Here is a 24,966-nt window from a genome sequence, read left to right on the forward strand (position 1 = left end):
AACAACAGTATGCACTAGTGCAATGGAGTCAGCAAATGCAGCACACCGCAACGCCCGACGACACGGGCTCCGGCGTCGCCGCCCCCTACCTGCCCACCGACCGCACGGTGCCCACCCGGTCCAAGGACCGCGCCTCCTACGACCGCGAGCTGGTCCACTCCATCCTCGACGAGGCCTACCTCTGCCACCTGGGCTTCGTGCGCGACGGCGCCCCGGTCGTCCTGCCGACCCTCTTCGGCAGGATAGGAGAGCGGCTGTACGTCCACGGTTCGACGGGCTCGCGACCGCTGCGGTCGGCGAGGAGCGCCGACCCGGGGCTGCCGGTCTGCCTGACGGTCACCCATGTCGACGCCCTCGTGCTGGCCAGGTCCGCCTTCCACCACTCGATGAACTACCGCTCGGTGGTGGTGCACGGCACGGCCGTGACGGTGACCGACCCCGAGGAGCGTCGGCTCGCCCTGGACGCGATCGTGGACCAGGTCGTGCCCGGCCGCTCCCGCGACTCCCGGCCGGCCGACGCCAAGGAACTCGCCGCGACAGCGGTGATCCGGCTGGACCTGAACGAAGTGTCCGCGAAGGTCCGCACCGGCGGGCCCAACGACGAGCCCGAGGACAGCGCCCTCCCCCACTGGACCGGCATCGTGCCGCTCACCCGGGGCTATGCGGCGCCGGTCCCCGCGGACGACATGGATCCGGCCATCGCCGTACCGGACTACCTGTCCGCTCTCTGACCGAGGCCGCGACGGCACTCCGACCGAGGTCGCGGCGGCCATGGCCGCCGCGACCGGCACCCGCCCCGCCGGGCGGGTCGTCACACGGCCAGGGCCTCCTTCCGGCGGGCCGCCGCCGCGCCGCGCGCCTCCGCGAGGGCCAGGCCGGCCACCGCCGTCAGCAGGAGCAGCGTGCCGAGGACCGTGGCCGTCGTCAGCCGCTCCCGCAGGACGGTCACCGCGATGACGGCCGCGCTCACCGGCTCCAGGAGCATGATCACGGAGACGGTGGCCGATCGGACGGCGGCCGCCCCGGCGAAGTACAGCGCGTAGGCGAGGGCCGTGGGGACCGCGGCCACATAGACCAGCAGCCACAGCACCTGCCCCGCCTCGGCGGTGTGCGGCACCAGCCCCTCGGCCATGGCCATGGGCAGCAGGCCCACCGCTCCGATGCCGAACGCCCAGGCGCTGGTGGTCAGCGCGTCACCGCCGCCGCCGTCCCGCCCGAGCCAGCGCGTGAGCAGCGTGATGGCCGCGTACCCGGAGGCGGACAGCAGCGCGAGCAGCACCCCGGCCGGCACGACGTCGCCGCCCTCGCCGCCCAGGACCAGCACGACGAGCCCGGTCAGCGCGCCGGTCACGGCGACCAGGCCGCCCCGGCCGAGGCGTTCGCCCAGCAGCAGACGCGCCCCGACGGCGATCAGGACGGGCCCGGCACCGAGCGTGACAACGGTGCCGACGGCGAGGCCGGTGACCTCGACCGCCGCGAAGTACGCACTCTGGAACACGGTGAGACCGATGCCCGTACCGAGGATCCGAAGCAGTCGGCGACGCCGCGGTTCGGGCTCCCGGGGCGTCCGGCGGGGGCGCAGTGCGAGCGCCCCCGCCAGCAGGAGGAGACCGCCCACGCAGCGCCAGAAGGACAGGGCGAGAGGGCCGAGATCGCTGACCCGGAAGATGAGGGACGCCGCCGCACCGGCGGTGCCCCAGGCGACTCCGGCGACGACCAGATACAGCATGCTCCGCCCGACGGGCAGCGCGGAAGCAACAGGGATGGACATACGACTTCTCCAGAGGAGGACAGGGTGGCAGGTCGCTCGGCTCCGCACGCGGGCAGCGACGAGCCGCTCGGGGACTGCCCGAGCCCGGTCTTCGTCAGGAGTGGCCGCCCGCGCTAGGCGGCAGGGGGCGGCAGCACAGTCAGATGCATGGTCGGCACACTAATGCGGGGCCCGGCCGCCGGACAACTCGCCCTCGACGGGCCCGACCACCGCTCCGGCACCGGCGCCGGAGGCGACGGGACCCGACGGGGGCTTCGGCGCGGCGGACTGGGCGATGAACGCGCCGGTCAGGACCACGAATCCACCGATGAGCTGCGGTGCGGAGAGGTGCTCGCCGAGCAGCACCCAGGCCAGTCCGGTCGCGATGACCGCTTCGAGGCAGGCGACGACTCCGGCCACCTGGGGCGAGAGCAGCCGGACCGAGACGACCCCGGTGACGTACGCGAGCACGGTGGCGAGCAGCACGATCCAGCCCAGCAGCAGCCAAGCGGGGACCTCGTTGCCGTTCATGCCCGCGCTGCCGCCGAGCAGCGACCAGTCCATGCCCCAGGGGCGGGCGACGACGGTGAGGACGGCCGCGCCGACGATCAGTCCGTACGCGATGACCCCGACGGGGTGCGGAGGCTCGGCGTGCTTGCCCCCGCCGTCCCGGCCGTCCTGCCCGCCGTGGTCGGAGAGGACGAAGTAGCCGACCTGGCAGCAGGCCGCACCGAGGGCGAGCAGCAGGCCGAGCAGGTCGAACTTGAGCCCGGACCAGACCTCGACGACACACGCCAGGCCGCCCACCGCCAGCACCACGCCGACCGCGGCGGCCCGGGTGACGGGCCTGCGCTGCACGAAGCGGACCCAGCCGAGGACCAGCGCGGGCGCCAGGTATTCCACCAGGAGCGCCACACCGACCGGGATACGGGAGATGGAGGCGAAGTAGAAGGCCTGGACCCCGGCCACCGCGAACAGGCCGAACCCGGCCAGCAACGCGGGGCGTTCCCGTACGAGATTCCGGTGTCGCCAGGCGACCGGGAGCATGATGACGGCGGCGCCCGCGACGCGCAGCCAGACCACGTGCAGCGGGTCGAGTCCCGCCTCGATCAGCGGCTTGGCCGCCACTCCCGAACCGCCGAACGCGAAGGCCGAGACCAGTGCGAGGCCCAGCCCGGCACTTCTGCCCTGAAATCCCGAAGACGCTTGCATCGGCACATCATGGCAGCAGTCGACAGCACCGTCATCCCCATGACACCTGTCGAGACGGCCCCCCGGCCGCGACCGCGGGAAGGGGGTGAGGCATCACCGTCACGGGGCGGCTCAAGCGTGTCGCGCCGCCTCGGCCGTGAGCACGACCACCCGGTCCGCCAGCCACCGCGCGTCCACACCCCCGCGGGCGAGCACCTCCACCGCACGGCACTCGGTGTCGGCCGCCAGGGCGGCGAGCAGGTCGAGGCCGGCGGCGCGCGCTTCGCCGCGCGACGCGGCGCGGTACAGCGCGCCCTCCATCGCGGCGAGGGCCGAGGGCGACCAGCCGTCGACCGCCGGGTCGCGCACCACCGGAAGGGCGCCGGAGTCCTCGACGGAGCCCTGCCAGCGGAGCCCGTAGCCGATGCTGCGCTGGACGAGATAGCCGAGCACCTTGGCCAACTGGGGCCCACCGTCGAAGGCCTCGCGGACTTCGGGGTCCGTCTCGATCAGCGAATGCAGGAGGTGGGCGGTGTCGATCTGACGGTCACCGTCGCGCAGCGCGCGCCTGCGCGCACCCGTCAGCACCGATGCCAGTTCCACGGTGAAGCGGGCATCGTTCTCGGCGTGGTTCGGTGCGGGCTGGTCAGGCATGCGCGGCGTCCGGTTTTGCACACCTCTACCCCATCAGTCCCACGGCCGAAAGACATCCCCGGAGCGACCCATTGGGCATCCCACCGAAGTTGGGGACACCGGCGCGGTCCGTCATCCTTGCGGATGAGATCGTGCCGAACGGCACAACCATGACGGTCCGGGGCGCGCGCCGCCTTGCATCTCACGCCCCCGCGGCAACCGCGGGCCCTCGCGCGCACGTCCCCCACGCCACACGGACGCGGCGGGGGCGGGAGGGGAGGAACGGGTGTTCTGGATGGTCGCGCTGCTCGCCCAGGACGGGCTGCAGTACGTCTACCGCGTGTACGCACCCGACGACGCCCTGCCCGCCGATCTCTTCTGGGCGGCCTTCCACTGCCACGACGAGGGCCCCCACCCCCGCGCGTCGGACAGGTTCGACTCCGCGGTGATCTGGCGGAACAGGCAGCCCCAACAGATCTGACGGTCCATCAGTATTGAATGTTGACGCGGCCCCCGCTACCTTCCGCGACACCGAAACCGGACGAACCAGGGGTGGTCGCATGGCTGGAGTCAGCGCCGAGGCACGCATCGAGGCGCCCGCCGAGAAGGTCTGGGGCCGCCTGACGGACTTCTCGTCGTACGGGGAGTGGAACGCCACCCACACCAGCTTCCCCAAGGGCGGCCCGGCCGAGCTGGAGCTCGCGGCCACCTACGAGGAGAACATCAAGCTCATGGGCTTCCCCGCCGAGGTGACCTGGACGGTCGACGGCCTGGAGGAGGGCCGCCTGCTGGCGACTCGGGGCAAGGGCCCGATGGGGGTCATCCTGGCCATGCGGTACTCCCTGACCCCGGAGGGCGACGCCACGACGATGCGCATCGACGGCGAGTTCACCGGTGCGGCGGTCTCGCTGATGGGCGGCAAGCTCAAGGACTCCGCGACGGCAGCGCTCCAGGAGTCGCTGCGCAAGCTCGCCGGACTCGTCACCTCCTGACCGCGCCCGCGCGGCACGCGAAAAGGCCCTACTGGACGATTCCACACGGCATGCGAAGGGCCCCGCGGAATCGTCCCGCGGGGCCCTTCGCACCCGGCCGGCGAGCACGCTCAGTGCTCGTCGGCGAGGATCAGGTAGAGCTTCTTGCGCGCGTCGTTGATGACCGTCAGCGCCTTCTGCCGCTGATCGGCGGAGCCGGTCTTCCAGACCTGCCCGAACGCCTCCATCAGACCGAATCCGGCCTGCCGGATCTCATTGACGCCCTCCCAGTCCACGCCGCGCCCGGCCTCTTCCCACGGAGCCTCGGGGCCGGTCTCGGCCTCGCTCCGCCCGGCGTCGGTGAGCGTGAACAGCTTCTTGCCGCCCTCGCTGGCGCTGACGATCAGCCCCTCGTCCTCCAGCAGTTGGAGCGTCGGGTAGACAGAACCCGGGCTGGGCCGCCAGGCCCCGCCGCTGCGCTCGCCGATCTCCTGGATCATCTCGTAACCGTGCATCGGACGGTCCTTCAGCAGGGCCAGGATCGACGCCCGCACGTCACCGCGCCGCGCCCGCCCCCGACCGCCGCCGCCCCGGCCGCGTCCGCCACCGAAGGGACCGCCCCCGAACGGCGGCCCGAACGGCCCGAAAGCGGCCCGACGACCGTCGCCCTCGCCTCGACCGTGATGACCGGGCCCGCACTGCCCCGGCCCGTGCTCGTATCCGTGTCCGTGTGAACGCATCTCTACGCTCCTTCCATCGTTGATCTGTCGCGATGCGTCAACGATATATCGGAAGCTATCGGACGACAAGGCCGTCGCCGACGACGACACGAGCGCCGGAGACACGACTGCGCTGCTCACCGGGGCGAAGCGGTGCCCGGAAATAATCACTGGCCCCTCGACCGAGCCGTGGTTACGCTGACGGCGTTCCTCGGTCTGTTCTGGGCTTCCGTGCCCTGGAAAAGAGAGATTTTTATGTTCCGGCCCGCGCCGCGCGCGCCTCGCTGCACCGTCTAGCCAGTAGTCCGTCTTTCTGCTGCCGTCCTTCTCGGACGGCGTCCGGACGTGACTCTCCGGTGCACTGAATCAGCCCCTGCCTCCGCCCGCACGCATGTCGCGTCGTACGGGGTGGGCGTCTTCGTCGAGGCCGCTCGGCCTGCTCTTGCTGTCATCACAGACTTCCCAGCAAGGAGCACCCCGGGTGTCCAGCACCAACAGAACTCTCTCAAGCACGCCACGCACCACCCTGAGCAGCGTTTTCTCCTGCGCATGGTGCGGCCGGACCGTGTCCGCCGTGGCCGACGACGGCGCACAGCGCCATCACTGTCCGTCGTGCCTGCGGTTCCAGCATGTTCTCGACCCCGCCGACGGCGGCTCCAGTGACTGCCGGGGCCGCATGTCGCCGATCGCCGTCGCCGTGCCGCGTACGGGCGGCTGGGTGGTCATTCACCGTTGCGTGCGCTGCGACGAGCTGACCTCCCACCCCACCCGCACGGACGACAACCAGCTCATCCTGATGCGGTTGGCCGTCCGGCCACTGGCGCAACCTCCCTTTCCGCTCGAAGCGTTCGGCGACCTCTGAACCGGAAGGAGGAGAGGACCGGCCATGCCGAAACGAGCGAAGAACACCCGTCGCCGTGCCCGAGCCGCCCGGCGGCCGCAGCGGTACAAGGACATCCTGCACAGCCAGGGAGGACACCGGGGAGACGCTTTCCGGTGCGCGGGCTGCCGGCTGGACGTGTCCCTGGACGCACCCGGCACCACGCACCGCAATCACTGCCCGAACTGCCTGGTCAGCCTGCACGTCGACCGGCGGGTGCCGGGCGACCGGGCTGCGGACTGCCGCGCCCGGATGGAAGCCCTGGGCATGTCGGTCAGGCCCGACGGTGAGTGGATGATCATCCACCAGTGCGTGTCCTGCGGCGAGCTCAGCGCCAATCGCATCGCCGGTGACGACAACGCACTGGCCTTGGTGCGCCTGGCACTCAGACCCCTGCGGGACCCCGGCGTCGCCCATCGCATGCGACTCGCGCCGTGACCAGGCCTTCCCGCGCCATGCCGTGTCACACGGCACCCACCACCCCCACACCTTGACGCTCGGGGTTCCCACACCCCCGTCCCCCTACAGATCGCACCCGTGTGCGACTCGCAAGGAGAAGCCATGCGCCCCATGACCAGGGAAGAGGTGCGCGGCGCGATCGTGAACCTGGACCCGGCCGCGAAGAAGGTCCGCCTGCCGGCCCGGTTCGACGACATCCGATGGCACCGGATCGACTACCTCGGCTGGCGAGACCTGCGCGCCCCGACCCGCGCCTACCTCGTCACCGAGGCCGACGGCCGAGCGCGGGGGGTGCTGCTGCGCCAGGCCCCGAACGACTCGACGCACGGTTCGCGCGCGGTGATGTGCGACCTGTGCCGGTTCGCCCGCCGCTTCAACGAGGTCTCACTGTTCACCGCCCAACGCCCATCACGTGACAAACGCGAACGCCTCGACGCGATCGGTCTCCTCCTGTGCACCGACCTCGACTGCGCGGTGAAGGTGCACGGCAAGCCGGTCCGCGAAGCCTTCGACCGTCCGGTCGACGAGATCATCGCCTCGCGCCGGGAAGGCTTGCGCTCTCGCACGATCGCCTTCGTCCGTTCGGTCGCTGAACCGCGGCAGGCCCCGATCGGCGTTAACAACGCTCGTGATCAATACACCTAGGTCGCGTAGCGGGCCGCGAGGGTGATGGCGAGGTCGCGCAGGGCGCTGCGCAAGGACTGCGGGGCCAGGGCCTCCGCATCCGTACCGAGCCGCCACAGCGCCCATTCGGCGTGCCGTGCGTCCTGGAAGGTGACCTCCAGCCGCGGCCAGCCGTCCGTGCCGGGATCTTCCGCGCGGACGGCCAGCACGGTGCCCAGCAGTTCCTCCCGCCGCGCCGGATTCACCCGTACCAGCGCGGTGACGTGGTCGCCGCCGGCGAGGAATCGCGCGGAACGGTCCCGCCAGATCCGGTCCAGGTCGACCCGGTTCGGCCGCTGGGCCGGTTCGGGCAGTTCCTCGGCGGCCAGCACCCGTGACAGCCGGTAGGTGCGGTCCGCGCCGGATCTGGTGGCCAGCAGGTAGCCCCGGTCCCGTACGGTCACCAGGCCGATCGGGTCCACCGTGCGCCACTGCGGCGCCCGGCCCGTGGCCGCGTAGTGGATGCGCAGCTTGCGGCCGGAGAGCACGGCCCGGCGGACCTCGATCATGGTGGTGCCCGGTACCTGATCGGTGACCGGCCGACGCGAGAGCAGGTCGGTCGCCGGGTCGACGAGAAACCGCTGGGCCGCGTCGCTCGCGGCGGCCTGATGGCTTTCGGGCAGCGCGTCGACCACCTTCCGCATGGCCGAGGCGAGCGCCGGCCCGAGGCCGAACACCTGCTCCCCGCGCCCCGATCCGGCGGCCAGCAGGGCGAGGGCCTCGTCGTGGTTCAGCCCGGTCAGCTCGGTCCGGAAACCGGGCAGCAGGGCGAACCCGCCGTGCCTGCCGCGTTCGGCGTAGACCGGGACTCCGGCCGCGGACAGTGCCTCGATGTCGCGCAGCACGGTACGGGTGGACACCTCCAGCTCACGGGCCAGCGTGTCGGCGGTCAGCCGACCGCGCTGACGCAACAGCAGTACCAACGAGACCAATCGGTCGGCGCGCATGCGGGAACGGTAGCGAAATACATGACCAAGGGTGTCGTCATTTGTTGGAAGGCTCCCCCGTACGACGTCGAGGCCGGCGACCGCCGGCCGACGGACCTCCGCACTCCCATGAATCGAATGGAGCTGAAGTGGCACTGGAACGAACGGCCGTGAACCCGGTGACGTGGTCGGTGGACCTGGGGTTCAACCAGGGTGAAGTCGTTTCCGGGCAGACCCGGACCCTGTACGTCTCGGGGCAGACCTCGATGAGCGACGACGGCAAGCCCCAGCACGACGGGGACATGGCGGCGCAGTTGACGCTGAGCATCGACAACCTGGAGGCCGTGCTGAGCGAGGCGGGCATGTCTCTCGCGAACCTCGTTCGCCTCAACGTCTATACGACCGACGTCGATCTGCTCCACCGGCACTACGGCGTACTGGCGGGGCGGCTGGGCGCGGCCGACGTGGCACCGGCCAGCACCCTGCTCGGGGTGACGCGCCTGGCGGTCCCCGGCCAGCTGGTCGAGCTCGAGGGCACCGCCGTCGCGTGAAGCGGCCTCACCGCCCGTACCGTTCCCGTCGTCCGAACCGGCGGGAGTGGTACGGGCGGTGAGCCGATCTCCGGTGCTTTGCATCGCGGACGCCGAGGGGCACCGCCCGGTCGCACCCGTCCGAGCCCGAGCGCGCCCTCCCGTAATCGCCTTTCGCCCCCGCCTGCGGGGCGCTAGCGTTCCGGGCGACGAGTAACCCACCAGGAGCGGAGAGACATGCCCGGTCGTCCGAGCGCGCGCTGACGTCATAGCCAGACTGCCCGTCATCGCGTGCTGCCCCTTGAGGTCGCGGCACAGCGAGCCCTTTCCCGCCCGGTCGCCCGGGTGCGCTTTCGTGCGCCGGGCCGCGGGTCTCGTGCCCGGCGACCCCAGAGGTTCCTGTGCAGCCCACCTCCTCCCCCTCTCCTTCCTCCCCCGCCCCTTCCTCCGGCGTACCGGATTCCGGCAGGGCCGTGCCGTCAGGTCCCTGGCGGGACGCCGACTTCCGCAGGCTCTGGGCGGGTCAGACGGCCTCCCAGCTCGGCGAACACACGACGCTCGTCGTGCTGCCGCTCTACGCCGTCCTGACGCTCGACGCGGGCGCGGGCCAGTTGGGCGCCCTCCGCGCCGTGGGGCAGGCGCCGATCCTGCTGCTCTCGCTCCTCGCCGGTGCGTGGGTGGACCGGTGGCGGGCCCGTACGGTGATGGTGCTCACCGACGCCGGCCGCGCCGTGGCCCTGGGGGCGGCCGCCGTGGCCGGGCTCCTCGGACTGCTCGGTCTGCCCGCGCTGTTCGTGGTGGCGTTCACCGTCGGAGCCCTGTCGGTCCTCTTCGACGTGGCGTACCAGGCGTCCCTCGTACGGATGGTGCGGCGCGATCAACTCGTTCGGGGCAACAGTGCGTTGGAGGGCAGCCGGTCCGCGGCGCAGATCGGAGGCCCCGCGCTCGGCGGCGCGTTGGTGTCGCTGTTGTCGGCCCCGGTCGCCGCAGCCGCCGGCGCGCTGTTCTTCGCGGTGTCGTTCGGGTCTTTGAGGCGGATCCGCCGCCCCGAAGCCGTACCCGGGCGCGTGGCACCAGTACCGGAGCGCGCCTCCCCGGTCCGGCGCCGGATCCGGGAAGGTCTTCGCTTCGTCGCCAAGAACGCCTGGCTGCGGGCCGTGTGCCTGGCCTCTGCCGCCTTCCAGCTCTCCTTCGCGGCCACGATGACCGTCTATCTGCTCTTCCTCCCGCACGAACTGCGGCTGACGGGCGTCACCGTGGGCCTCGCGCTCGCGGCGACCGGTCCGGGCGCGCTCCTGGGCTCGGTCCTGGCCGCACGGCTGCCGGGCCGGTTCGGCCACGGTGTCGTGCTCGTGTCCGCGGCGTTGCTCGGCAACGGTGCGCTGCTGTGCGTACCGGCCCTGCACGGCCCCTCGACCGCGACGGTCCTCGCGCTCCTTGCCGTCAACTTCGTGTTCGGGACGTTCAGCCAGTTGGTGAACGTCACGGTCATGTCGGTGCGGCAGGCCGTCACACCGGACGGGATGCAGGGGCGCGCGGCCGCGACGATCACCTTCGTCGGGATGGGGTTCACCCCGCTCGGCTCGCTGCTCGGCGGCCTCCTCGCACAGGGGTGGGGTCTGCGCACCGGCCTCCTGGTGTCGGCCGCGGGCATGATGCTGTCACCGGTCCTGATGGCCGTGTCCCCGCTCGCTCGCCTGGGACGGGTGCTTCCGGCCCCTCAGGCGTGAGGTACTCCCGGCGGGGTCAGGCCGGGGCGTACCGCCGCAGGGTGATCCCGCTGCGGAACGCCCTCGATTCCAGGAGCCGCAGCCGGGTGACTTCGTAACCCTCGGGGAAGAGACGCCGGCCGTGGCCCTGGACGGCCGGGTGGACGAAGAGGCGGTACGCGTCGACCGACCCGGCCGCGATCAGCGCGTGGGCCAGGGTGATGCTGCCGGTGAGGACGATGACCTTGCCGCCCTCCCCGGCCTTGAGCCGGCAAACCTCCTCGACGGGGTCGTCCGTCAGCACCGTCGAGGGCCGGCGACCCGGAATTGGCCTTGGCCCGCCGCCGCCCCGGCGATCTACGGTCGTCCCATGAGGATTCGCATCGTCGACGCGTTCACCGACCGCCCCTTCTCCGGAAACCCCGCCGGCGTACTCCTGCTGGACAGCGGTACGTTCCCGGCCGACGCACGTCTGCAGGAGATCGCCGCCGAGGTCAACCTCTCCGAGACGGCCTTCGCCCACCCGCTGCCGCCGGGCGGCACGGCCGACTGGGCACTGCGCTGGTTCACCCCGGCCACCGAGGTGGACATGTGCGGGCACGCGACGCTCGCCGCCGCCCACGTCCTGCACACGACGGGTCTGGCCACGGGCCCGGTGCGCTTCGCCGCGCGCTGCGGGATCCTGACCGCGACCGCCCGGCAGGACGGCACTCTCACCCTCGACTTCCCCACCTCCCCGCTGACCGAGGAGCCGGTGCCGTACGGCCTCGCCGACGCCCTCGGGGCGGACCCCGTCTCGGTGCACGACACCGGTGAGCACATCGGCGACCTGCTCGTCGAGCTCCGCGACGAGGCGGCCGTACGGGCGCTCGCCCCGGACTTCGCCGCGCTGGCGGCCCACTCCCGGCGCGGTGTCATCGCCACCGCCGCCGCCGAGGACCCCGCCCGGGGATACGACTACGTCTCGCGCGGCTTCTTCCCGGGCGTCGGCATCGACGAGGACCCGGTCACCGGCAGCGCCCACACCGCGCTGGCCCCCTTCTGGTCGGCCCGCCTCGGCCGCGACGACCTCACCGGCCTCCAGGCGTCCGCCCGCTCGGGGCTGGTCCGCACCGCGCTGCGCGGCGAGCGCACCCTGCTGACCGGCACGGCGGTCACGGTGATCGACGGCGAACTGCTCACCACGCTCTGACGGCCGTCGGGGTGCGCCGGCTCTCCGGCGCACCCCGTCACGGCCTTGATGGCACCGCGCTCAGGGCGTCGGCAGCCAGTCGACCCGGCCCGCGAGCAGGGCGTACCCGACGAACGCCCCGATGTCCAGGAGCGCGTGCGCGACGACCAGCGGACCCACCCGGCCCCAGCGCCGGTAGAGCAGCACGAACACGACGCCCATCACCACGTTGCCGATGAAGCCGCCGATCCCCTGATACAGGTGGTACGACCCGCGCAGCACGGAGCTGGCCACCAGCGCGGCCATCGGCGTCCAGCCCAACTGTCCGAGTCTGCGCAGCAGATAGCCGACGACGATGACCTCCTCCACCACGGAGTTCTGGATCGCCGAGAGGATCAGTACGGGGAATTTCCACCAGACCTCGGGCAGGGACTCGGGGACGACCGTCAGGTTGAATCCCGTGGCGCGGGCCACCAGGTAGAAGGCGAGGCCGGCGCTGCCGATGCCGGCCGCGACGAGGGTTCCGCGGCCGAGGTCGAACCAGGGTTTCGCCACGTCGAATCCGATGGCCCGCAGCCCCGCTCCTTCCCGGATCAGCAGGTGCGCGACCAGCGCGACCGGCACCAGAGCCGTTGCGATTCCGAACATTTGCCATGACAGATCAAGCCATGGACGGTCCGGAGCGTACGAGCCGTTGAGCGTCGCCGCCTGGTCCTTCAAACCTCCCGGTTTGGTCAGCGATCCGACAAAACTGATAAGGGAGGACACCGCGCTGGCGCCCAGCGAGAGCGCCAGGACCAGCAGCACCTCGGACCGCAAGATCCTTCGTGACACGGCCTCTTGGGGAAAAGAATCAGCCACGCGCCCGGCCTCCACCTGTACACCTGCCTTTTGTTCTGCAATCACGTCTCATCCCACCGACCACCGCACTAGGGTCTCGAATAAAGGTACGAAGATCATGCGCGACAGGCCGGGGGACGACCACCATCGCTGATGGTGCGGTCCCCCTTTTCCTTGTTCCATCCTCAACGAGGGGCGCCACCGACATGGGACGTCATAGCTTGCCCGACAGCCACGCGGCGGAAGGACGCCGGGATCACCCGAGCCCCCGGCGACGGCGTCGTACGGTCGCCATCGCCACCCTGCTCGTCCTCACCGTGGCGACCGGGACGGCCGTGGCGGCCAAGGCCGGCCTGCTGTCGTTCTCCCGGTCCTGCGAGGAGTCCGCCGTACGGCTGTCCGTGGTGGCCTCCCCGGACATCGCCCCCGCCGTGCGCTCCATAGCCGAACAGGCGCCCGCGGACGAGATGAGAACCGACGGCCGCTGTCTGGTCGTGGAGGTGCTGGCCCGCGATTCGCACAAGGTCGCCGAATCCCTCGCGGCGGGGGACGAGAAGCCCGACTTCCAGGTCTGGCTGCCCGACTCCGAACTGTGGCTGGAGCGAGCCAAGGGGCTGGGCGAGGGCATTCCCGTCTCCCCGTCCGACTCGGTGGCCTCCTCCCCCGTGGCGCTGGCCATGGTGCCGTCGGCCTCCCAGAAGCTCGGCTGGCCCGAGAAGACCTACTCCTGGTCCGAGTTGGTCGCGGCGCTCGGCTCCGACCGGGTCCGCCTCGGCGCGGCGGACCCGGCGCGCAGCGCCACCGGACTGCTGGCGCTCGTCGGCATCGGCGCCTCGTCGGCGCGGCAGGGCGGGGACAGCGACACCCGGGCCGCCCAGACCGCGAAGGTGCTCGCCGAGCGGATGTCGGACGGCGACGCCCAGGTCCTGGAGACGCTGGCGCGGAGCACGTCCGGAGCGGAGGAGGGCAATCCGAAGCGGAACCAGGCGGTCCTGATCTCCGAGCAGGCGGCCTTCGCGCACAACGCGGAGGCGACCGGCGGTGGCGAGCTGGACCTCTTCTACCCGCAGGACGGCACTCCGCTGCTGGACTACCCGTACACCCTGGTCAACGGGGCGGAACTCAGCGTCGCGGAGTCCCGCGCGGCCCTGCGCTTCATGACCCTGCTGGGTGACCGGGACGCCCGGGCCGCCTTCGCCGAGCACGGGTTCCGGGCCGGTGACGGGAGCGCGGAGGACTCCGTCGTCGCGGCGGCCGGAGGGAGGAAGCCCCAGCCGTACGCCACACCGGCCGCCGAGGCGCCCTCGGCGAAGGAGCTCCGGGAGACGCTCGGGATGTGGACGATCACCGTGCAGAGCGCCCGGCTGACCACGGTGGTCGACGCCTCGGGCTCCATGGCGACGCTGGTCCCGGGCCGGAGCCAGTCCCGGATGGACGTCACCAAGGAGTCGTTGATCCAGGCGCTGGGGCAGTTCACCCCGAACGACGAGATCGGCCTGTGGGAGTTCGCCACCACGCTCGACGGCGACAAGGACTACCGGCGGCTCATGCCGACGAAGCGGCTCGGCGACCCGGTCAAGGGTGGTGGGACCCACCGGGAGAAGCTCACAGCCGCCTTCGCGGGGCTGCAGCCGGTGCCCGATGGCGCGACCGGGCTGTACGACACGACGCTGGCCTCGTACAAGGAAGCCCGGTCGACGTATCGGAAGGGCAAGTTCAACGCCCTGGTGATCCTCACCGACGGCTCCAACCAGGACGAGCGGAGCATCTCGCGGAGCGGGCTCATCGCGGAGCTCAAGGCGCTCCGCGACCCGGAGCGCCCGGTCCCGGTCATCGCGATCGCGGTGGGCCCGGACGCGGACCGCGGCGAGGTCGCCGAGATCGCGCGGGTCACCGGCGGCGACGGCTACGAGGTGAGCGACCCGGCCGAGATCCAGGCGGTGATCCTCCAGGCCATCATGGCTGCCGGGCAGAACGGACTCGTCGCACAGGAGTGACCGGCCCGGGAGCCGGCGCCGGGCCCGTCACCGGCGCCGGCTTCCCGGGGGCCTCAGGGGGCCGGGAAGCCCACCGGCCAGGTGTGGACCGGCTCCCCCGCGTGCATCAGCTCGGCATAGCGGCGGGTGGTGGCCGCGAGCGCCGCGTCCCGCCCCAGCCCGGCGTCCACGGCCCGGCGGTACGTGGCCACCTGCCAGGAGGCCCCGTTGACGCGCCGCTTGCAGCGCTCCTCGATCACCCCGAGATAGCGGTCCCGGTCGGCGGGTTCGATGTGCCAGGCGTCCAGCCCCGCGGCGGCCAGCGGCAGCAGCTCCTCCAGCACCAGCTGTACGGCGGGGATCCTGGCCAGCCCGCCGGAGCGGCCCGACCGCGGCCAGAGCAGCTCGGCCTCGATGCCGTGCCGGCAGGCCTCGGTGAAATTCTCCTCGGCGGCCTCGAACGGCAGCCTGCTCCACACCGGCCGGGACTCCTCGGCGAGCGCCCGTACGAGCCCGTAGTAGAAGGCGGCGTTGGCGATCACATCGGTGACCGTCGGCCCGGCGGGCAGCACCCGGTTCTCCACCCGCAGATGAGGAACGCCGTCGGCGATCCCGTACACCGGACGGTTCCAGCGGTAGACGGTGCCGTTGTGCAGCACCAGCTCGGCCAGCTGGGGCACCCCACCCTCGTCCAGCACCTTCAGGGGATCCTCGTCGTCGCAGATCGGCAGCAGCGGCGGGAAGTAGCGCAGGTTCTCCTCGAAGAGCTCGTGGGCGGAGCCGATCCAGCGCTCCCCGAACCAGGTCCTGGGGCGCACGCCCTGGTTGGCCAGCTCCGGCGGCCGTACGTCGGTGGCCTGCTGGAACAGCGGCGGCCGGGACTCCCGCCACAGCTCCTTGCCGAAGAGGAAGGGGGCGTTGGCGCCCAGCGCGATCTGGACGCCGGTGATCGCCTGGGCGGCGTTCCACACGTCGGCGAACCGGGCGGGCGTCACCTGGAGATGCAGCTGTACCGAGGTACAGGCCGATTCCGGGGCGATGGAGGGAGAGGTACAGACCAACCGCTCGACGCCTTCGATATCCAGGAGAAAATCCTCCCCCCGGGCGGCCGCCATTTGGTCGTTGAGCAGGGTGTAGCGGTCCACGTCCGAGAGATTCGCGGACACCACGTCGTGCTCCCCCAGGGTGGGCAGGATTCCGATCATCACGATCCCCGCGTCCACCTCCCCCGCCTTGCGGTGCGCATAGGCGAGGCCGGTCCGCAACTCCTCCGCGAGCTGATCGAAAACCCGGCCGCCGAGGCGGTGCGGGACGATATTCACTTCGAGATTGAACATCCCCAGTTCGGTCTGGAAATCCCGGCTCGCGATGCGCTGGAGCACCTGCTGATTCATCATCCGGGGCATCCCGTCGGAACCCGCGAGATTCAGCTCGATCTCCAGCCCCATCAGGTTCCGCGGACGGTCGAACCTCCGCTCCGCCAGGAGTCTGCCCAGCCCCTCCAGGCACTGGTTGAGCTTGGCGCGGTACGCCTGTCGATCGGACAGGTCAAAGGCTTCCGCCACGACCTTCTCCCCCATCGAGGGGTCCCTCCTCCAGTGGGCGGCCCGCGGCCCAGGCCGCTCGCATCACGATCGATAATGCCCAGCGGGAGTGATCCGTAACGCCCCCACGGGCCCCCGATACCCGATAGTCTGATGGAAGGAGACCGGGGGCACATTCCGGAGGCATGTGGTTCCCCATATTTTCGGCCGGAGTATGCGCGGTGAAAACACCGACGAGTTTCAGCCGACCGCTCCACCGGAAGAACGCCAGGTCGGGGTTGCCAACGGCAGTTCAAATCACCAGGAATACCACAATTCGAAGGCCGGATGACGCCTTGCGCGACATATCTCCGACCGCTAGTGGAAACACTGTGTGAACACGCGTCATATAAACTCCGCTCAACGAGGCAGAGAGTTGCTACCACTCGCCCGTCACCGGCCGTCTCCGGCCCGCATGCCGACAGCGCCGTCTGCACCCGCCCAAGCGCCACCGTGTCTCCGAAGTGAGAGGCGACCCACTATGCCGCTGCATGTTCCCCCGGCTCCCGCGCCCGCCCTGCGCAGTGTTCTCGCGGCCCTCGGTTCTCCCACCGCCGTCCGCGAGGCCCGAACATCCGCTCTCCGGTCCGTCCAGGGACCGCTGAGCCCCGAGCTACCGCTTCCCGTGCATGTGCTGGACCGGATCGCGCCCACCAGGACGGCACCTCTGACACGCCTCGCGGCCTGGCGTTTCCTGATCCGGAGCGAGGGCCGCGCGGTCGCCGCGGCGGACACCGTGCTCACGCCCGACGGCTGGGTCTTCTCGCACTTCTTCGAGGGGCCCTACCTCGCCTCGACCGAACTGGCCCTCCGACAGGCGGAGGGGTCGTCCACCGCCTGCCAGGCCCGGCTGCTGTCCATCCCGGAGCTGTACATGCTCACGCTCTGGCTGCACGGCGACACCGAGGCCGATCCCGCCGGCGGAATGCTCGCGCCGACGGACGTCCTGGTACCCCTGGCGCCGGCCCCGCCGGGCATCGCCGCCCACCGCCCGTACCGGGTCGCCGATCTGCTGCCCGTCATCTCGCTGCGCGTGGCCCCCGGCCCGCTCCTCAGTTCGGCCTGACCGGCGCCACCCCGGCACAGCGCCCCCGTAGCGACCCCGCCCTGCCCCGCCCGAACACCGGGCGGGGCAGGGGTCACTGCGGGGGCACGGTGCTGCCCACTCGGACTAGCCCCATCCGGCCACCCCGAACCACCCAAAGGGACAGTGCAGTTGCGGTGAACCGTCCGCGCGGGTGATGCGTCATGAGAGGAGTACGGGTGCTGCAGCCAAATCCCTGCGGAATCTTCCCCGTAAGGCAACACTGGGACCGGACCGACTGATACGGGGGCGGCCATGAACACCTCATCCAGCCGCAGGACACTCGACTCGACGCAGCGAAAGAACCCATCCATGTGCCAGCACCAGCCACCCTGCCCCACTGCCGATTCACCCGACCGGGAGGCCGCCCGCCTGACGGCCCACCACCCCGAACAGGGGTGGAGCCTCTTGTGCAACGGCGTCCTGCTCTTCGAGGACACCGGCGAACTGCTGCCCGACGGGCAGATCATCGCCCCGCACCGGACTCCGGCAACCGGCCGCGTGGTGAAGGCCGCCTGAGGACGGGCCGACGAACGGGGGCCGGCCCGGAGAGATCTCCGCACCGGCCCCGACGCATGTCCGGCGTGCACCGCTCACGGCTCACGCCCTACCGCAGCCTGTCTCAGTCGTCGTACGCGTCCAGCGGGGGGCAGGAGCAGACCAGGTTCCGGTCGCCGAAGGCTCCGTCGATGCGGCGCACCGGCGGCCAGTACTTGTCCGCGGCGGACACCCCGGCCGGGAAGACGGCCTCCTCGCGGCTGTAACCGTGGTCCCAGTCGCCGCCGAGCGCGGCCGCGGTGTGCGGGGCGTTGCTCAGCGGGTTGTCGTCCTGGCTCCACTCCCCCGAGGCGACCTTCTCGATCTCGGCGCGGATCGCGATCATGGTGTCGCAGAACCGGTCGAGCTCCGCGAGGTTCTCGCTCTCCGTCGGCTCGATCATCAGCGTGCCGGCCACCGGGAACGACATGGTCGGCGAGTGGAAGCCGTAGTCGATCAGGCGCTTGGCCACGTCGTCGATGGAGACGCCGGTCGCCTTGGAGATCGGGCGCAGGTCCACGATGCACTCGTGCGCGACGAGGCCGGCCGGGCCGTTGTACAGGATCGGGAAGTGCGGCTCCAGGCGCTTGGCGATGTAGTTCGCGGCCAGCACGGCGACCTGCGTGGCCCGCTTGAGCCCCTCGCCGCCCATCAGACGGACGTACGCCCACGAGATCGGCAGAATGCCCGCCGAGCCCCACGGGGCGGCCGAGATCGGGCCCACACCGGTCTCCGGACCCGCGGCGGGCTGGAGGGGGTGGTTGGGGAGGTACGGGGCGAGGTGCGCGCGGACACCGACCGGGCCGACGCCGGGGCCGCCGCCGCCGTGCGGGATGCAGAAGGTCTTGTGCAGGTTCAGGTGCGAGACGTCGCCGCCGAACTTGCCGGGCTTGGCGAGCCCGACCAGCGCGTTGAGGTTGGCGCCGTCGACGTAGACCTGGCCACCCGCGTCGTGCACCTCGCCGCAGATCTCGGCGACGTGCTCCTCGAACACCCCGTGCGTGGACGGGTAGGTGATCATGAGCACGGCCAGCTCGTCGCGGTGCTGCTCGATCTTGGCGCGCAGGTCCGCGATGTCGACCTCGCCGTCGTCGGCGGTCTTCACCACGACGACCTTCATGCCCGCCATGACGGCGCTGGCGGCGTTGGTGCCGTGCGCGGAGGACGGGATGAGGCAGACGGTGCGCTGGTCGTCGCCGTTGGCCCGGTGGTACGCGCGGACGGCCAGCAGTCCCGCGAACTCGCCCTGGGAGCCGGCGTTGGGCTGGAGGGACACCGCGTCGTAGCCGGTGACCTCGGCGAGGCGCTCCTCCAGCTCACGGATGAGGGAGAGGAAGCCCTGCGCCTGGTCGGCCGGGGCGAAGGGGTGCAGCGCGCCGAACTCGGGCCAGGTGATCGACTCCATCTCGGCGGTCGCGTTCAGCTTCATGGTGCAGGAGCCGAGCGGGATCATGCCGCGGTCCAGCGCGTAGTCGCGGTCGGCGAGCTTGCGCAGGTAGCGCAGCATCGCGGTCTCGGAGCGGTGCTGGTGGAAGACCGGGTGGGTCAGGATGTCGTCGGAGCGCAGCAGCCCCTCGGGCAGCGCGTCGGCGACCGTCGCGTCCAGCGCCTCGATGTCGCCCTCGGCGCCGAAGGCGGCCCAGACGGCGGAGATCTGCGCACGGGTGGTGGTCTCGTCGCAGGCGATGGAGACCTGGCCGGCGTCGACGAGGCGGAGGTTGACGCCGCGCTCCCGGGCGTCCGCGACGACGGCCGCGGCCTTTCCGGGGACGCGCACGGTCAGGGTGTCGAAGAACGCGCCGTGCACGACGTCGACGCCGGCACTCCGCAGTCCGTCGGCCAGGATCGCGGCGAAGCGGTGGGTGCGCCGGGCGATCGTCCGCAGCCCGTCGGGGCCGTGGTAGACCGCGTACATCCCGGCCATGACGGCGAGCAGGACCTGCGCGGTGCAGATGTTGCTGGTGGCCTTCTCGCGACGGATGTGCTGCTCGCGGGTCTGGAGGGCCAAGCGGTAGGCCTTGTTGCCGTCGGCGTCGACGGAGACGCCGACGAGGCGGCCGGGCAGGGACCGGGCGAACTTCTCGCGGACCGCCATGAAGCCGGCGTGCGGACCGCCGAAGCCCATCGGGACGCCGAAGCGCTGGGTGGTGCCGACCGCGATGTCGGCGCCGAGCGCGCCGGGCGAGGTGAGCAGCGTGAGGGCCAGCAGGTCGGCGGCGACGGTGACGATCGCGCCGAGCTCGTGGGCCTGCTCGATGACGGGCTCGATGGGGCGCACGGCACCGGAAGCGCCCGGGTACTGGAGCAGGACGCCGAAGACGCCGCGCTCGGCGATCTCGGCGGGGATGCCGTCGCTCAGGTCCGCGACGACGACCTCGACACCGGTGGGCTCGGCGCGGGTCTCGATCACCGCGACGGTCTGCGGCAGGGTGTCGGCGTCGACCAGGAAGACGCCCTTCTTGACCTTGCCGACGCGCCGGGCGAGGGCCATCGCCTCGGCGGCCGCGGTGCCCTCGTCGAGCAGCGAGGCGCCGGAGGTGGGCAGCCCGGTCAGCTCGGCGACCATCGTCTGGAAGTTGAGGAGGGCCTCCAGGCGGCCCTGGGAGATCTCCGGCTGGTACGGCGTGTAGGCCGTGTACCAGGCGGGGTTCTCCATGACGTTGCGCAGGATGACGGGCGGCGTGAAGGTGCCGTAGTAGCCGAGGCCGATCATCGGGGCCAGCACCTCGTTGCGGTCGGCCAGCGACCGCAGCTCGGCCAGGACCTCCGCCTCGGTGCGCGCCGAGGGAAGGTTCAGGGCCTCCGCGCTCTTGATCACGTCGGGCACCGCGGCGGCGGTGAGCTCGTCCAGGGAGCCGTAGCCGACCTGGGCGAGCATCTTCGCCTGGGCTCCGGCGTCGGGCCCTATGTGGCGCTGCTCGAACGGAATGCCCTGCTCCAGCTGGGAGAGCGGAGTGCGACGGGGGGTCATGGTGGAGGCCTCCTGGTCTGTCACGACCTGCGAGGGGCACCACGGCGCGGGTGCCCGAACGGCCTCCCCCTCTGTCATCTCAACCTGAGAGCTTCACCGGCCCGCCCGGGGGCGTGCCGACTTTCACCGTCGGTGAGGGTCGAGTCCGCCTGGGCCTGCGCCCGCACGGAATCGCCCTGCTTTCCAGAGTGACCTCGTCCGTGCGGTACGGGGGCCTGAGAGATTCCGGGGAGGAGTTGCTCCTTCGGCGCCTCCGGATTCTCCACCGGAGGACTCTCCCGCACGGGGTCAGCAGCCACAGCCAGCCTACCAGCGGCCACTGCGCCGGAGTTCTCGAGTGGCCGACGCCACGGATCTGCACTTGTGTGGTGCTGGTGGAGCGACAGCGTCCACCCTGAGCAGTTGCGACCAGTGGGAGGCACCGTGCAGACCGATATCGATCCGCGCCGCCTGATCGGCCGCAAGGCATTCGATCGCAAGGGCGCCAAGATCGGAACGGTGGATGAGGTCTATCTCGACGACGCGACGGGCGTGCCCGAGTGGGCGGCCGTCCGCACCGGCCTGTTCAGCAGGGACGCCTTCGTCCCCCTGGAGCCCAGCGAATTCGTCGAGGACGCGCTGCGCGTCCCCTTCGACCGCGCCTTGATCAAGGGCGCGCCGGACTTCGGCGTCGGCCGGCACCTCTCGCCCGAGCAGGAACTGCAGCTCTACCGCCATTACGGGCTGGACTCCCCACCCTCGGAGCAGTCGGCGCCCGACCGGGACTTCGGCAGGCTGGCGGGCCAGGAGGAGTAGTCGGCCGCGTCACGGACGAGCGGCAGCGGGTCGGCGGGCCGCAGCAGCGGGTCGTCGATGCGGAACGTCAGCACCCGGCCGGGTGCGCTCCACGGCTCCTCGAACCGGACGGTGACGCGGCCCACGCCACTCCCCTGCACCCAGCCGTGCCCGTGCTCCTCGTGGTGCACGTCGTGCCCGGCGGGCCAGCGCCGCGCGGCGAGCAGTTCCGCGCTGTCCGGCTCGGGCTCGGCCGCCACGTTCTCCTCCTCGCCCTCCCCCGGCGCCCGGTGCTCCTCCTGGGCCCGTTGAGCGAGCTCCCGGGCGTCGGCGGCCTGGGCGAACAGGTCCTCCTGGGTGTAGTCGGCCAGCCCCGTCACACCGACCCCCAGCAGCCGTACGCCCCCCGTGGTGTCGACGGACTCCAGCAGCCGCCCCGCCGCCTCACGGACCACTGTGGGGTCGTCCGTGGGGCCTCTGAGCGTCTCGGAGCGGGTCAGCGTGGAGAAGTCGTAGCGGCGCACCTTCAGCACCACCGTGCGGCCCGACCGGTCGGCGGCGCGCAGCCGCTCCACGCACCGGACGGCCAGCCGCTCCACCTCGGCCCGCACCCGCACCCGGTCGTGCAGGTCCACGTCGAAGGTGTCCTCCACCGATACGGACTTGGCGTCCCGCTCGGCGACCACCGGCCGGTCGTCGAGCCCCAGCGCCATCCGGTAGAGCCCGTGGCCGTGGGCCTTGCCGACCAGCCGTACGAGTTCCGCCTCGCCCGCCTCGGCCAGATCGTGGACGGTGGTCATCCCGGCGCGTCTGAGGTGGTCGCCGGTGGCCGGGCCGACCCCCGGCAGGATGCGCACGGACCTGGGGGCGAGCAGCTCACGCTCGGTGCCGGGCTCGATGAGCAGCAGTCCGTCGGGCTTGGCCTCCTCGGAGGCGATCTTGGCGAGCATCTTGGAATCGGCCAGCCCGACGGATCCGCTGAGGCCGGTCACCGCGCGGATGGCCGTCCGCAGTCCTTCACCCGTCGCACGGGCCGACGCCGCGTCGTCGGCCGTCCCGCCGGCCTCCAGGTCCACGAAGGCCTCGTCCAGGCTGAGCGGCTCCACCAGGGGCGACAGCCGCCCCAGGAGCTCCATCACCTGGTCGCTCACCGTCCGGTACAGCGAGAAGCGAGGCACCAGGTAGGCGGCGTTCGGTGCGAGCCGCCGGGCCTGTGCGGTGGGCATCGCCGAGTGCACGCCCAGGCGCCGGGCCTCGTACGAGGCGGTGGCGACCACTCCGCGCGGTCCGAGGCCGCCCACCACGACCGCCTTGCCGCGCAGGCTCGGCTTGGCCGCCTGCTCCGCCGACGCGTAGAAGGCGTCCATGTCCAGGTGAAGGATGGTGGGCGCGGGTCTCACACCGTCGATGCTGCCCTACGGCACTGACAACGGGCCGGTCCGGCGCCCCGTGGGGTGCCGGACCGGCCCGTCGTCCTGTTCGTGCTTCCCGCCGTGCTGTGGTTCCGGGGTGCTCAGACGGCGCGGTTGCGGCGCCGCGCCAGCTCGTCGGCGGGGTTGTGGCCGACGAGCGTCTCGCCGGTGTCGACCCGCTCGCCGTGCAGCTGCGAGAGCGCCGCGTCCACGTCCCGCCAGACGACGCCGACGGCGATCCCGAAGACTCCCTGCCCGCCCTGGAGCAGGCTGACGACCTCGTCGGGCGAGGAGCACTCGTAGACCGTGGCTCCGTCGCTCATCAGCGTCATGCGCTCAAGATCCTGGAAACCGCGGGCCCGCAGATGCTGGACCGTGGTGCGGATGTTCTGCAGGGCGACCCCGGTGTCCAGGAACCGCTTGACGATCTTGAGGAGCACCACGTCCCGGAAACTGTAGAGACGCTGGGTCCCCGACCCGTAAGCCGGGCGCACACTGGGCTCGACCAGTCCCGTACGGGCCCAGTAGTCCAACTGGCGGTAGGTGATCCCCGCCGCCGCGCACGCCGTCGGTCCGCGATAGCCGATGTCGCCGGCATCGCTCGCCGCTGCCACGCCGCCCGCTGCCACCGCTGCCGGTTGAACCGGCTGCCTGATGGCGTGGTCGGCTCCACTGCCGTGCTGCGGATACGGCCCACCCGCCGCCGTACCGTCGCCGCTGCTTCTCACGCCGACCTCCGTCCTTGACCTGCCCACTCGAAGGTAGGCAGTCACTCGGGGTGCGTCAACGATCGCCACACTCGGCACGCCGAGTGATAATCACCCTGAGGGTGGTTTCCCGTGTCTCGTTTCCGGGAAAGGCTTGTCGGATGCGCTGACAGCACCCCTGCGGGACGGTCACTGACTGTTCGTACCGAAGTCCTCCGGAGAGATCTGATCGAGGAACTCGCGGAACTTCTCCACCTCGTCCTCCTGCTCGTCGGGGATCGCGATGCCCGCATCGTCCAGCACGCCGTCACTGCCGTAGATCGGCGTGCCGGTCCGCAGGGCGAGCGCTATGGCGTCGGAGGGCCGGGCGCTCACCTCGACTCCGCTGGCGAAGACGAGCTCCGCATAGAAGACCCCTTCGCGGAGGTCCGTGATGCGGACCTCGGTGAGCTCCTGGCCCAAGGCCTCGAGCACATCCTTGAACAGGTCATGGGTCAGCGGCCTGGCGGGAGCCATGCCCTGCTGGGCGAAGGCAATCGCGGTCGCCTCCCCAGGACCGATCCAAATGGGGAGGTACCGGTCGCCTCCCACTTCACGCAGGAGAACGATCGGTTGGTTGGAGGGCATTTCCACCCGGACACCGACAACGTCGAGCTCGTTCACACAGCAACCCTAGGACGTGCTCGCCATGTTTGGGTAGTCGGGCTCCGCCGAGGTCAGTGCAGACGGCTGCGCAGAGCGCTCTGTACGAGTGCCGCGTGCAGCCGTACGGACAGCTCGGCGAGCTCGTTCGCGGTCGCCTCGGCATGGGCTCTGGTCTGCGGATTACGGTGCCGGCGCAAGGGCGCGACCAGCTGCTCCACCAGCCCCGCCTCCCGGTCGGCTGAGGCCCGCATGGCCCGAAGATGACGCGGTTCCAGGCCGAAACGCCCGAGGTCCGCCACCAGCTTGGCGACCGTCACCATCTCGGCGTCATAGCCGCCCTCGGGGGCGGGGACGATCAGTCCGTAGGACTCCCACTCGGCCAGCCGGTCCTCGTCGACCTCGGCCGCCGCGAGCAGCTCGGCCCGTCCGATCCGGGCGACGGTCGCCGTCCCGGAGCCGGTCTCCCACACCCCGTCGGCCAGGTCCCGCCGCTCGCCGGGCGAGGGCAGCACGGGCTGCTCCCCCCGGGCCAGGGCGTCCAGGTGCTCCCGGATGACCTTCAGCGGCAGGTAGTGGTCCCGCTGCATGCGGAGCACCTGGGCCAGGCGCTCCACATCACGCGGGGCGAACTTCCGGTATCCGGAAGGAGTGCGCTGCGGCTCGATGAGCCCCTCGGCCTCCAGGAACCGGATCTTGGAGATGGTGACTTCGGGAAACTCGTCGCGCAGCTGGATGAGCACCGTACCGATGCTCATCGGGCGCGCTTCCGCGGTGGCGGTGCCGTGTCCGGCACCGCCTGTCGGTGTTCGCAGCATGGGCCTTCCTCGGGGTCCCC

26 protein-coding genes and 1 riboswitch are annotated in these 24,966 nt (G+C 71.4%); of the genes, 13 read left to right on the forward strand and 13 right to left on the reverse strand.

Going from position 1 to position 24,966, the window contains the following annotated elements; translation table 11 throughout:
- The first annotated feature begins 35 nt into the window (after positions 1-35).
- Complete coding sequence (locus ACIQRW_RS36105; protein ID WP_403768981.1) at positions 36-731, forward strand: pyridoxamine 5'-phosphate oxidase family protein; 696 nt, start codon at positions 36-38, stop codon at positions 729-731.
- An 80-nt stretch (positions 732-811) separates the two neighbouring features.
- On the opposite strand, the gene ACIQRW_RS36110 is transcribed toward ACIQRW_RS36105, so the two are convergent.
- The 3 genes from ACIQRW_RS36110 to ACIQRW_RS36120 form a co-directional block, all read right to left on the reverse strand.
- The gene (locus tag ACIQRW_RS36110) at positions 812-1,771 is read right to left on the reverse strand and encodes a DMT family transporter (protein ID WP_403768984.1); all 960 of its coding nucleotides are present in this window, start codon (positions 1,769-1,771) and stop codon (positions 812-814) included.
- Positions 1,772-1,930: 159 nt separating this feature from the next.
- Positions 1,931-2,962, reverse strand: coding sequence for an EamA family transporter (locus tag ACIQRW_RS36115; protein WP_403768987.1), 1,032 nt, complete (start codon positions 2,960-2,962; stop codon positions 1,931-1,933).
- 111 nt (positions 2,963-3,073) lie between these two features.
- The gene (locus ACIQRW_RS36120) at positions 3,074-3,616 is read right to left on the reverse strand and encodes a Clp protease N-terminal domain-containing protein (protein ID WP_403768990.1); all 543 of its coding nucleotides are present in this window, start codon (positions 3,614-3,616) and stop codon (positions 3,074-3,076) included.
- 244 nt (positions 3,617-3,860) lie between these two features.
- On the opposite strand from ACIQRW_RS36120, the gene ACIQRW_RS36125 reads away from it, so the two are divergent.
- Together ACIQRW_RS36125 and ACIQRW_RS36130 are read left to right on the forward strand one after the other, a co-directional pair.
- Complete coding sequence (locus tag ACIQRW_RS36125; protein ID WP_398068782.1) at positions 3,861-4,055, forward strand: hypothetical protein; 195 nt, start codon at positions 3,861-3,863, stop codon at positions 4,053-4,055.
- Between the two features lie 79 nt (positions 4,056-4,134).
- The gene (locus ACIQRW_RS36130) at positions 4,135-4,566 is read left to right on the forward strand and encodes an SRPBCC family protein (protein ID WP_403768993.1); all 432 of its coding nucleotides are present in this window, start codon (positions 4,135-4,137) and stop codon (positions 4,564-4,566) included.
- Between the two features lie 110 nt (positions 4,567-4,676).
- On the opposite strand, the gene ACIQRW_RS36135 is transcribed toward ACIQRW_RS36130, so the two are convergent.
- Complete coding sequence (locus tag ACIQRW_RS36135) at positions 4,677-5,285, reverse strand: PadR family transcriptional regulator (protein WP_403768996.1); 609 nt, start codon at positions 5,283-5,285, stop codon at positions 4,677-4,679.
- Positions 5,286-5,745: 460 nt separating this feature from the next.
- Between ACIQRW_RS36135 and ACIQRW_RS36140 the strand changes: the two genes are divergently transcribed.
- The 3 genes from ACIQRW_RS36140 to ACIQRW_RS36150 all read left to right on the forward strand — a co-directional run bounded on the left by ACIQRW_RS36140 (position 5,746) and on the right by ACIQRW_RS36150 (position 7,248).
- The gene (locus ACIQRW_RS36140) at positions 5,746-6,126 is read left to right on the forward strand and encodes an RNHCP domain-containing protein (protein ID WP_403768999.1); all 381 of its coding nucleotides are present in this window, start codon (positions 5,746-5,748) and stop codon (positions 6,124-6,126) included.
- 24 nt (positions 6,127-6,150) lie between these two features.
- Positions 6,151-6,582 carry an RNHCP domain-containing protein gene (locus ACIQRW_RS36145; protein WP_403769002.1) on the forward strand — a complete coding sequence of 144 codons (432 nt, stop codon included), beginning with the start codon at positions 6,151-6,153 and terminating at the stop codon, positions 6,580-6,582.
- A 123-nt stretch (positions 6,583-6,705) separates the two neighbouring features.
- On the forward strand, positions 6,706-7,248 hold the full coding sequence (locus ACIQRW_RS36150; RefSeq protein WP_403769005.1) for an FBP domain-containing protein: 543 nt from the start codon (positions 6,706-6,708) through the stop codon (positions 7,246-7,248).
- Here the strand turns inward: ACIQRW_RS36150 and ACIQRW_RS36155 are convergent.
- Positions 7,245-8,213, reverse strand: coding sequence for a helix-turn-helix transcriptional regulator (locus ACIQRW_RS36155; protein WP_403769007.1), 969 nt, complete (start codon positions 8,211-8,213; stop codon positions 7,245-7,247). The two genes, ACIQRW_RS36150 and ACIQRW_RS36155, sit on opposite strands and share 4 nt — an antisense overlap.
- A gap of 134 nt (positions 8,214-8,347) precedes the next feature.
- On the opposite strand from ACIQRW_RS36155, the gene ACIQRW_RS36160 reads away from it, so the two are divergent.
- Complete coding sequence (locus ACIQRW_RS36160) at positions 8,348-8,743, forward strand: RidA family protein (RefSeq protein WP_403769055.1); 396 nt, start codon at positions 8,348-8,350, stop codon at positions 8,741-8,743.
- Between the two features lie 452 nt (positions 8,744-9,195).
- Positions 9,196-10,452: an MFS transporter gene (locus tag ACIQRW_RS36165; protein WP_403769010.1), complete on the forward strand. Its 1,257-nt coding sequence runs from the start codon at positions 9,196-9,198 to the stop codon at positions 10,450-10,452.
- Positions 10,453-10,468: 16 nt separating this feature from the next.
- Here the strand turns inward: ACIQRW_RS36165 and ACIQRW_RS36170 are convergent, their stop codons facing one another.
- Entirely contained in the window at positions 10,469-10,735 is a 267-nt protein-coding gene (locus tag ACIQRW_RS36170; RefSeq protein ID WP_403769013.1) for a dihydrofolate reductase family protein, read from the reverse strand.
- A 66-nt stretch (positions 10,736-10,801) separates the two neighbouring features.
- Here ACIQRW_RS36170 and ACIQRW_RS36175 point away from each other — a divergent pair, with 66 nt between their 5' ends.
- Positions 10,802-11,623 (forward strand): PhzF family phenazine biosynthesis protein, encoded by an 822-nt coding sequence (locus ACIQRW_RS36175; RefSeq protein ID WP_403769016.1) that lies wholly within the window; start codon positions 10,802-10,804, stop codon positions 11,621-11,623.
- Positions 11,624-11,683: 60 nt separating this feature from the next.
- Here ACIQRW_RS36175 and ACIQRW_RS36180 read toward each other — a convergent pair whose 3' ends face one another.
- On the reverse strand, positions 11,684-12,463 hold the full coding sequence (locus ACIQRW_RS36180) for a CPBP family intramembrane glutamic endopeptidase (protein WP_403769057.1): 780 nt from the start codon (positions 12,461-12,463) through the stop codon (positions 11,684-11,686).
- A gap of 185 nt (positions 12,464-12,648) precedes the next feature.
- On the opposite strand from ACIQRW_RS36180, the gene ACIQRW_RS36185 reads away from it, so the two are divergent.
- Positions 12,649-14,439 carry a substrate-binding and VWA domain-containing protein gene (locus ACIQRW_RS36185; protein ID WP_403769019.1) on the forward strand — a complete coding sequence of 597 codons (1,791 nt, stop codon included), beginning with the start codon at positions 12,649-12,651 and terminating at the stop codon, positions 14,437-14,439.
- Positions 14,440-14,492: 53 nt separating this feature from the next.
- Here ACIQRW_RS36185 and ACIQRW_RS36190 read toward each other — a convergent pair whose 3' ends face one another.
- Positions 14,493-15,998, reverse strand: coding sequence for a glutamate--cysteine ligase (locus ACIQRW_RS36190; protein ID WP_403769022.1), 1,506 nt, complete (start codon positions 15,996-15,998; stop codon positions 14,493-14,495).
- A 484-nt stretch (positions 15,999-16,482) separates the two neighbouring features.
- Between ACIQRW_RS36190 and ACIQRW_RS36195 the strand changes: the two genes are divergently transcribed.
- Positions 16,483-17,067, forward strand: coding sequence for a hypothetical protein (locus ACIQRW_RS36195; RefSeq protein WP_403769025.1), 585 nt, complete (start codon positions 16,483-16,485; stop codon positions 17,065-17,067).
- A gap of 330 nt (positions 17,068-17,397) precedes the next feature.
- Complete coding sequence (locus tag ACIQRW_RS36200) at positions 17,398-17,604, forward strand: DUF5999 family protein (RefSeq protein ID WP_403769028.1); 207 nt, start codon at positions 17,398-17,400, stop codon at positions 17,602-17,604.
- 103 nt (positions 17,605-17,707) lie between these two features.
- On the opposite strand, the gene gcvP is transcribed toward ACIQRW_RS36200, so the two are convergent.
- The gene (gcvP, locus tag ACIQRW_RS36205) at positions 17,708-20,593 is read right to left on the reverse strand and encodes an aminomethyl-transferring glycine dehydrogenase (RefSeq protein ID WP_403769031.1); all 2,886 of its coding nucleotides are present in this window, start codon (positions 20,591-20,593) and stop codon (positions 17,708-17,710) included.
- Between the two features lie 193 nt (positions 20,594-20,786).
- Positions 20,787-20,884, reverse strand: a riboswitch (glycine riboswitch).
- 132 nt (positions 20,885-21,016) lie between these two features.
- Here gcvP and ACIQRW_RS36210 point away from each other — a divergent pair.
- On the forward strand, positions 21,017-21,388 hold the full coding sequence (locus tag ACIQRW_RS36210; protein WP_403769034.1) for a PRC-barrel domain-containing protein: 372 nt from the start codon (positions 21,017-21,019) through the stop codon (positions 21,386-21,388).
- On the opposite strand, the gene ACIQRW_RS36215 is transcribed toward ACIQRW_RS36210, so the two are convergent.
- The 4 genes from ACIQRW_RS36215 to ACIQRW_RS36230 all read right to left on the reverse strand — a co-directional run bounded on the left by ACIQRW_RS36215 (position 21,310) and on the right by ACIQRW_RS36230 (position 24,946).
- Positions 21,310-22,767 carry a DNA polymerase IV gene (locus ACIQRW_RS36215; protein WP_403769037.1) on the reverse strand — a complete coding sequence of 486 codons (1,458 nt, stop codon included), beginning with the start codon at positions 22,765-22,767 and terminating at the stop codon, positions 21,310-21,312. The genes ACIQRW_RS36210 and ACIQRW_RS36215 overlap by 79 nt on opposite strands.
- Positions 22,768-22,880: 113 nt before the next feature.
- Complete coding sequence (locus ACIQRW_RS36220; protein WP_265602831.1) at positions 22,881-23,507, reverse strand: MerR family transcriptional regulator; 627 nt, start codon at positions 23,505-23,507, stop codon at positions 22,881-22,883.
- Positions 23,508-23,675: 168 nt separating this feature from the next.
- Positions 23,676-24,149 (reverse strand): bifunctional nuclease family protein, encoded by a 474-nt coding sequence (locus ACIQRW_RS36225; RefSeq protein WP_003970463.1) that lies wholly within the window; start codon positions 24,147-24,149, stop codon positions 23,676-23,678.
- Between the two features lie 53 nt (positions 24,150-24,202).
- Complete coding sequence (locus ACIQRW_RS36230; protein ID WP_403769039.1) at positions 24,203-24,946, reverse strand: MerR family transcriptional regulator; 744 nt, start codon at positions 24,944-24,946, stop codon at positions 24,203-24,205.
- Between the last annotated feature and the right edge of the window lie 20 nt (positions 24,947-24,966).

This window comes from Streptomyces sp. NPDC091287, from assembly GCF_044768525.1.
In the GTDB taxonomy this organism is placed as follows: Bacteria; Actinomycetota; Actinomycetes; order Streptomycetales; family Streptomycetaceae; genus Streptomyces.

What these genes read in the sequence shown, in the direction of transcription:
- ACIQRW_RS36105 (WP_403768981.1), top strand. Translation starts at nt 36, where the DNA reads ATGCAGCACACCGCAACGCCCGACGACACGGGCTCCGGCGTCGCCGCC.
- ACIQRW_RS36145 (WP_403769002.1), top strand. Translation starts at nt 6,151, where the DNA reads ATGCCGAAACGAGCGAAGAACACCCGTCGCCGTGCCCGAGCCGCCCGG.
- ACIQRW_RS36175 (WP_403769016.1), top strand. Translation starts at nt 10,802, where the DNA reads ATGAGGATTCGCATCGTCGACGCGTTCACCGACCGCCCCTTCTCCGGA.
- ACIQRW_RS36150 (WP_403769005.1), top strand. Translation starts at nt 6,706, where the DNA reads ATGCGCCCCATGACCAGGGAAGAGGTGCGCGGCGCGATCGTGAACCTG.
- ACIQRW_RS36230 (WP_403769039.1), bottom strand. Translation starts at nt 24,946, where the DNA reads ATGCTGCGAACACCGACAGGCGGTGCCGGACACGGCACCGCCACCGCG.
- ACIQRW_RS36190 (WP_403769022.1), bottom strand. Translation starts at nt 15,998, where the DNA reads ATGGGGGAGAAGGTCGTGGCGGAAGCCTTTGACCTGTCCGATCGACAG.
- ACIQRW_RS36135 (WP_403768996.1), bottom strand. Translation starts at nt 5,285, where the DNA reads ATGCGTTCACACGGACACGGATACGAGCACGGGCCGGGGCAGTGCGGG.
- ACIQRW_RS36155 (WP_403769007.1), bottom strand. Translation starts at nt 8,213, where the DNA reads ATGCGCGCCGACCGATTGGTCTCGTTGGTACTGCTGTTGCGTCAGCGC.
- ACIQRW_RS36185 (WP_403769019.1), top strand. Translation starts at nt 12,649, where the DNA reads ATGGGACGTCATAGCTTGCCCGACAGCCACGCGGCGGAAGGACGCCGG.
- ACIQRW_RS36110 (WP_403768984.1), bottom strand. Translation starts at nt 1,771, where the DNA reads ATGTCCATCCCTGTTGCTTCCGCGCTGCCCGTCGGGCGGAGCATGCTG.
- gcvP (WP_403769031.1), bottom strand. Translation starts at nt 20,593, where the DNA reads ATGACCCCCCGTCGCACTCCGCTCTCCCAGCTGGAGCAGGGCATTCCG.
- ACIQRW_RS36130 (WP_403768993.1), top strand. Translation starts at nt 4,135, where the DNA reads ATGGCTGGAGTCAGCGCCGAGGCACGCATCGAGGCGCCCGCCGAGAAG.
- ACIQRW_RS36195 (WP_403769025.1), top strand. Translation starts at nt 16,483, where the DNA reads ATGCCGCTGCATGTTCCCCCGGCTCCCGCGCCCGCCCTGCGCAGTGTT.
- ACIQRW_RS36200 (WP_403769028.1), top strand. Translation starts at nt 17,398, where the DNA reads ATGTGCCAGCACCAGCCACCCTGCCCCACTGCCGATTCACCCGACCGG.
- ACIQRW_RS36115 (WP_403768987.1), bottom strand. Translation starts at nt 2,962, where the DNA reads ATGCAAGCGTCTTCGGGATTTCAGGGCAGAAGTGCCGGGCTGGGCCTC.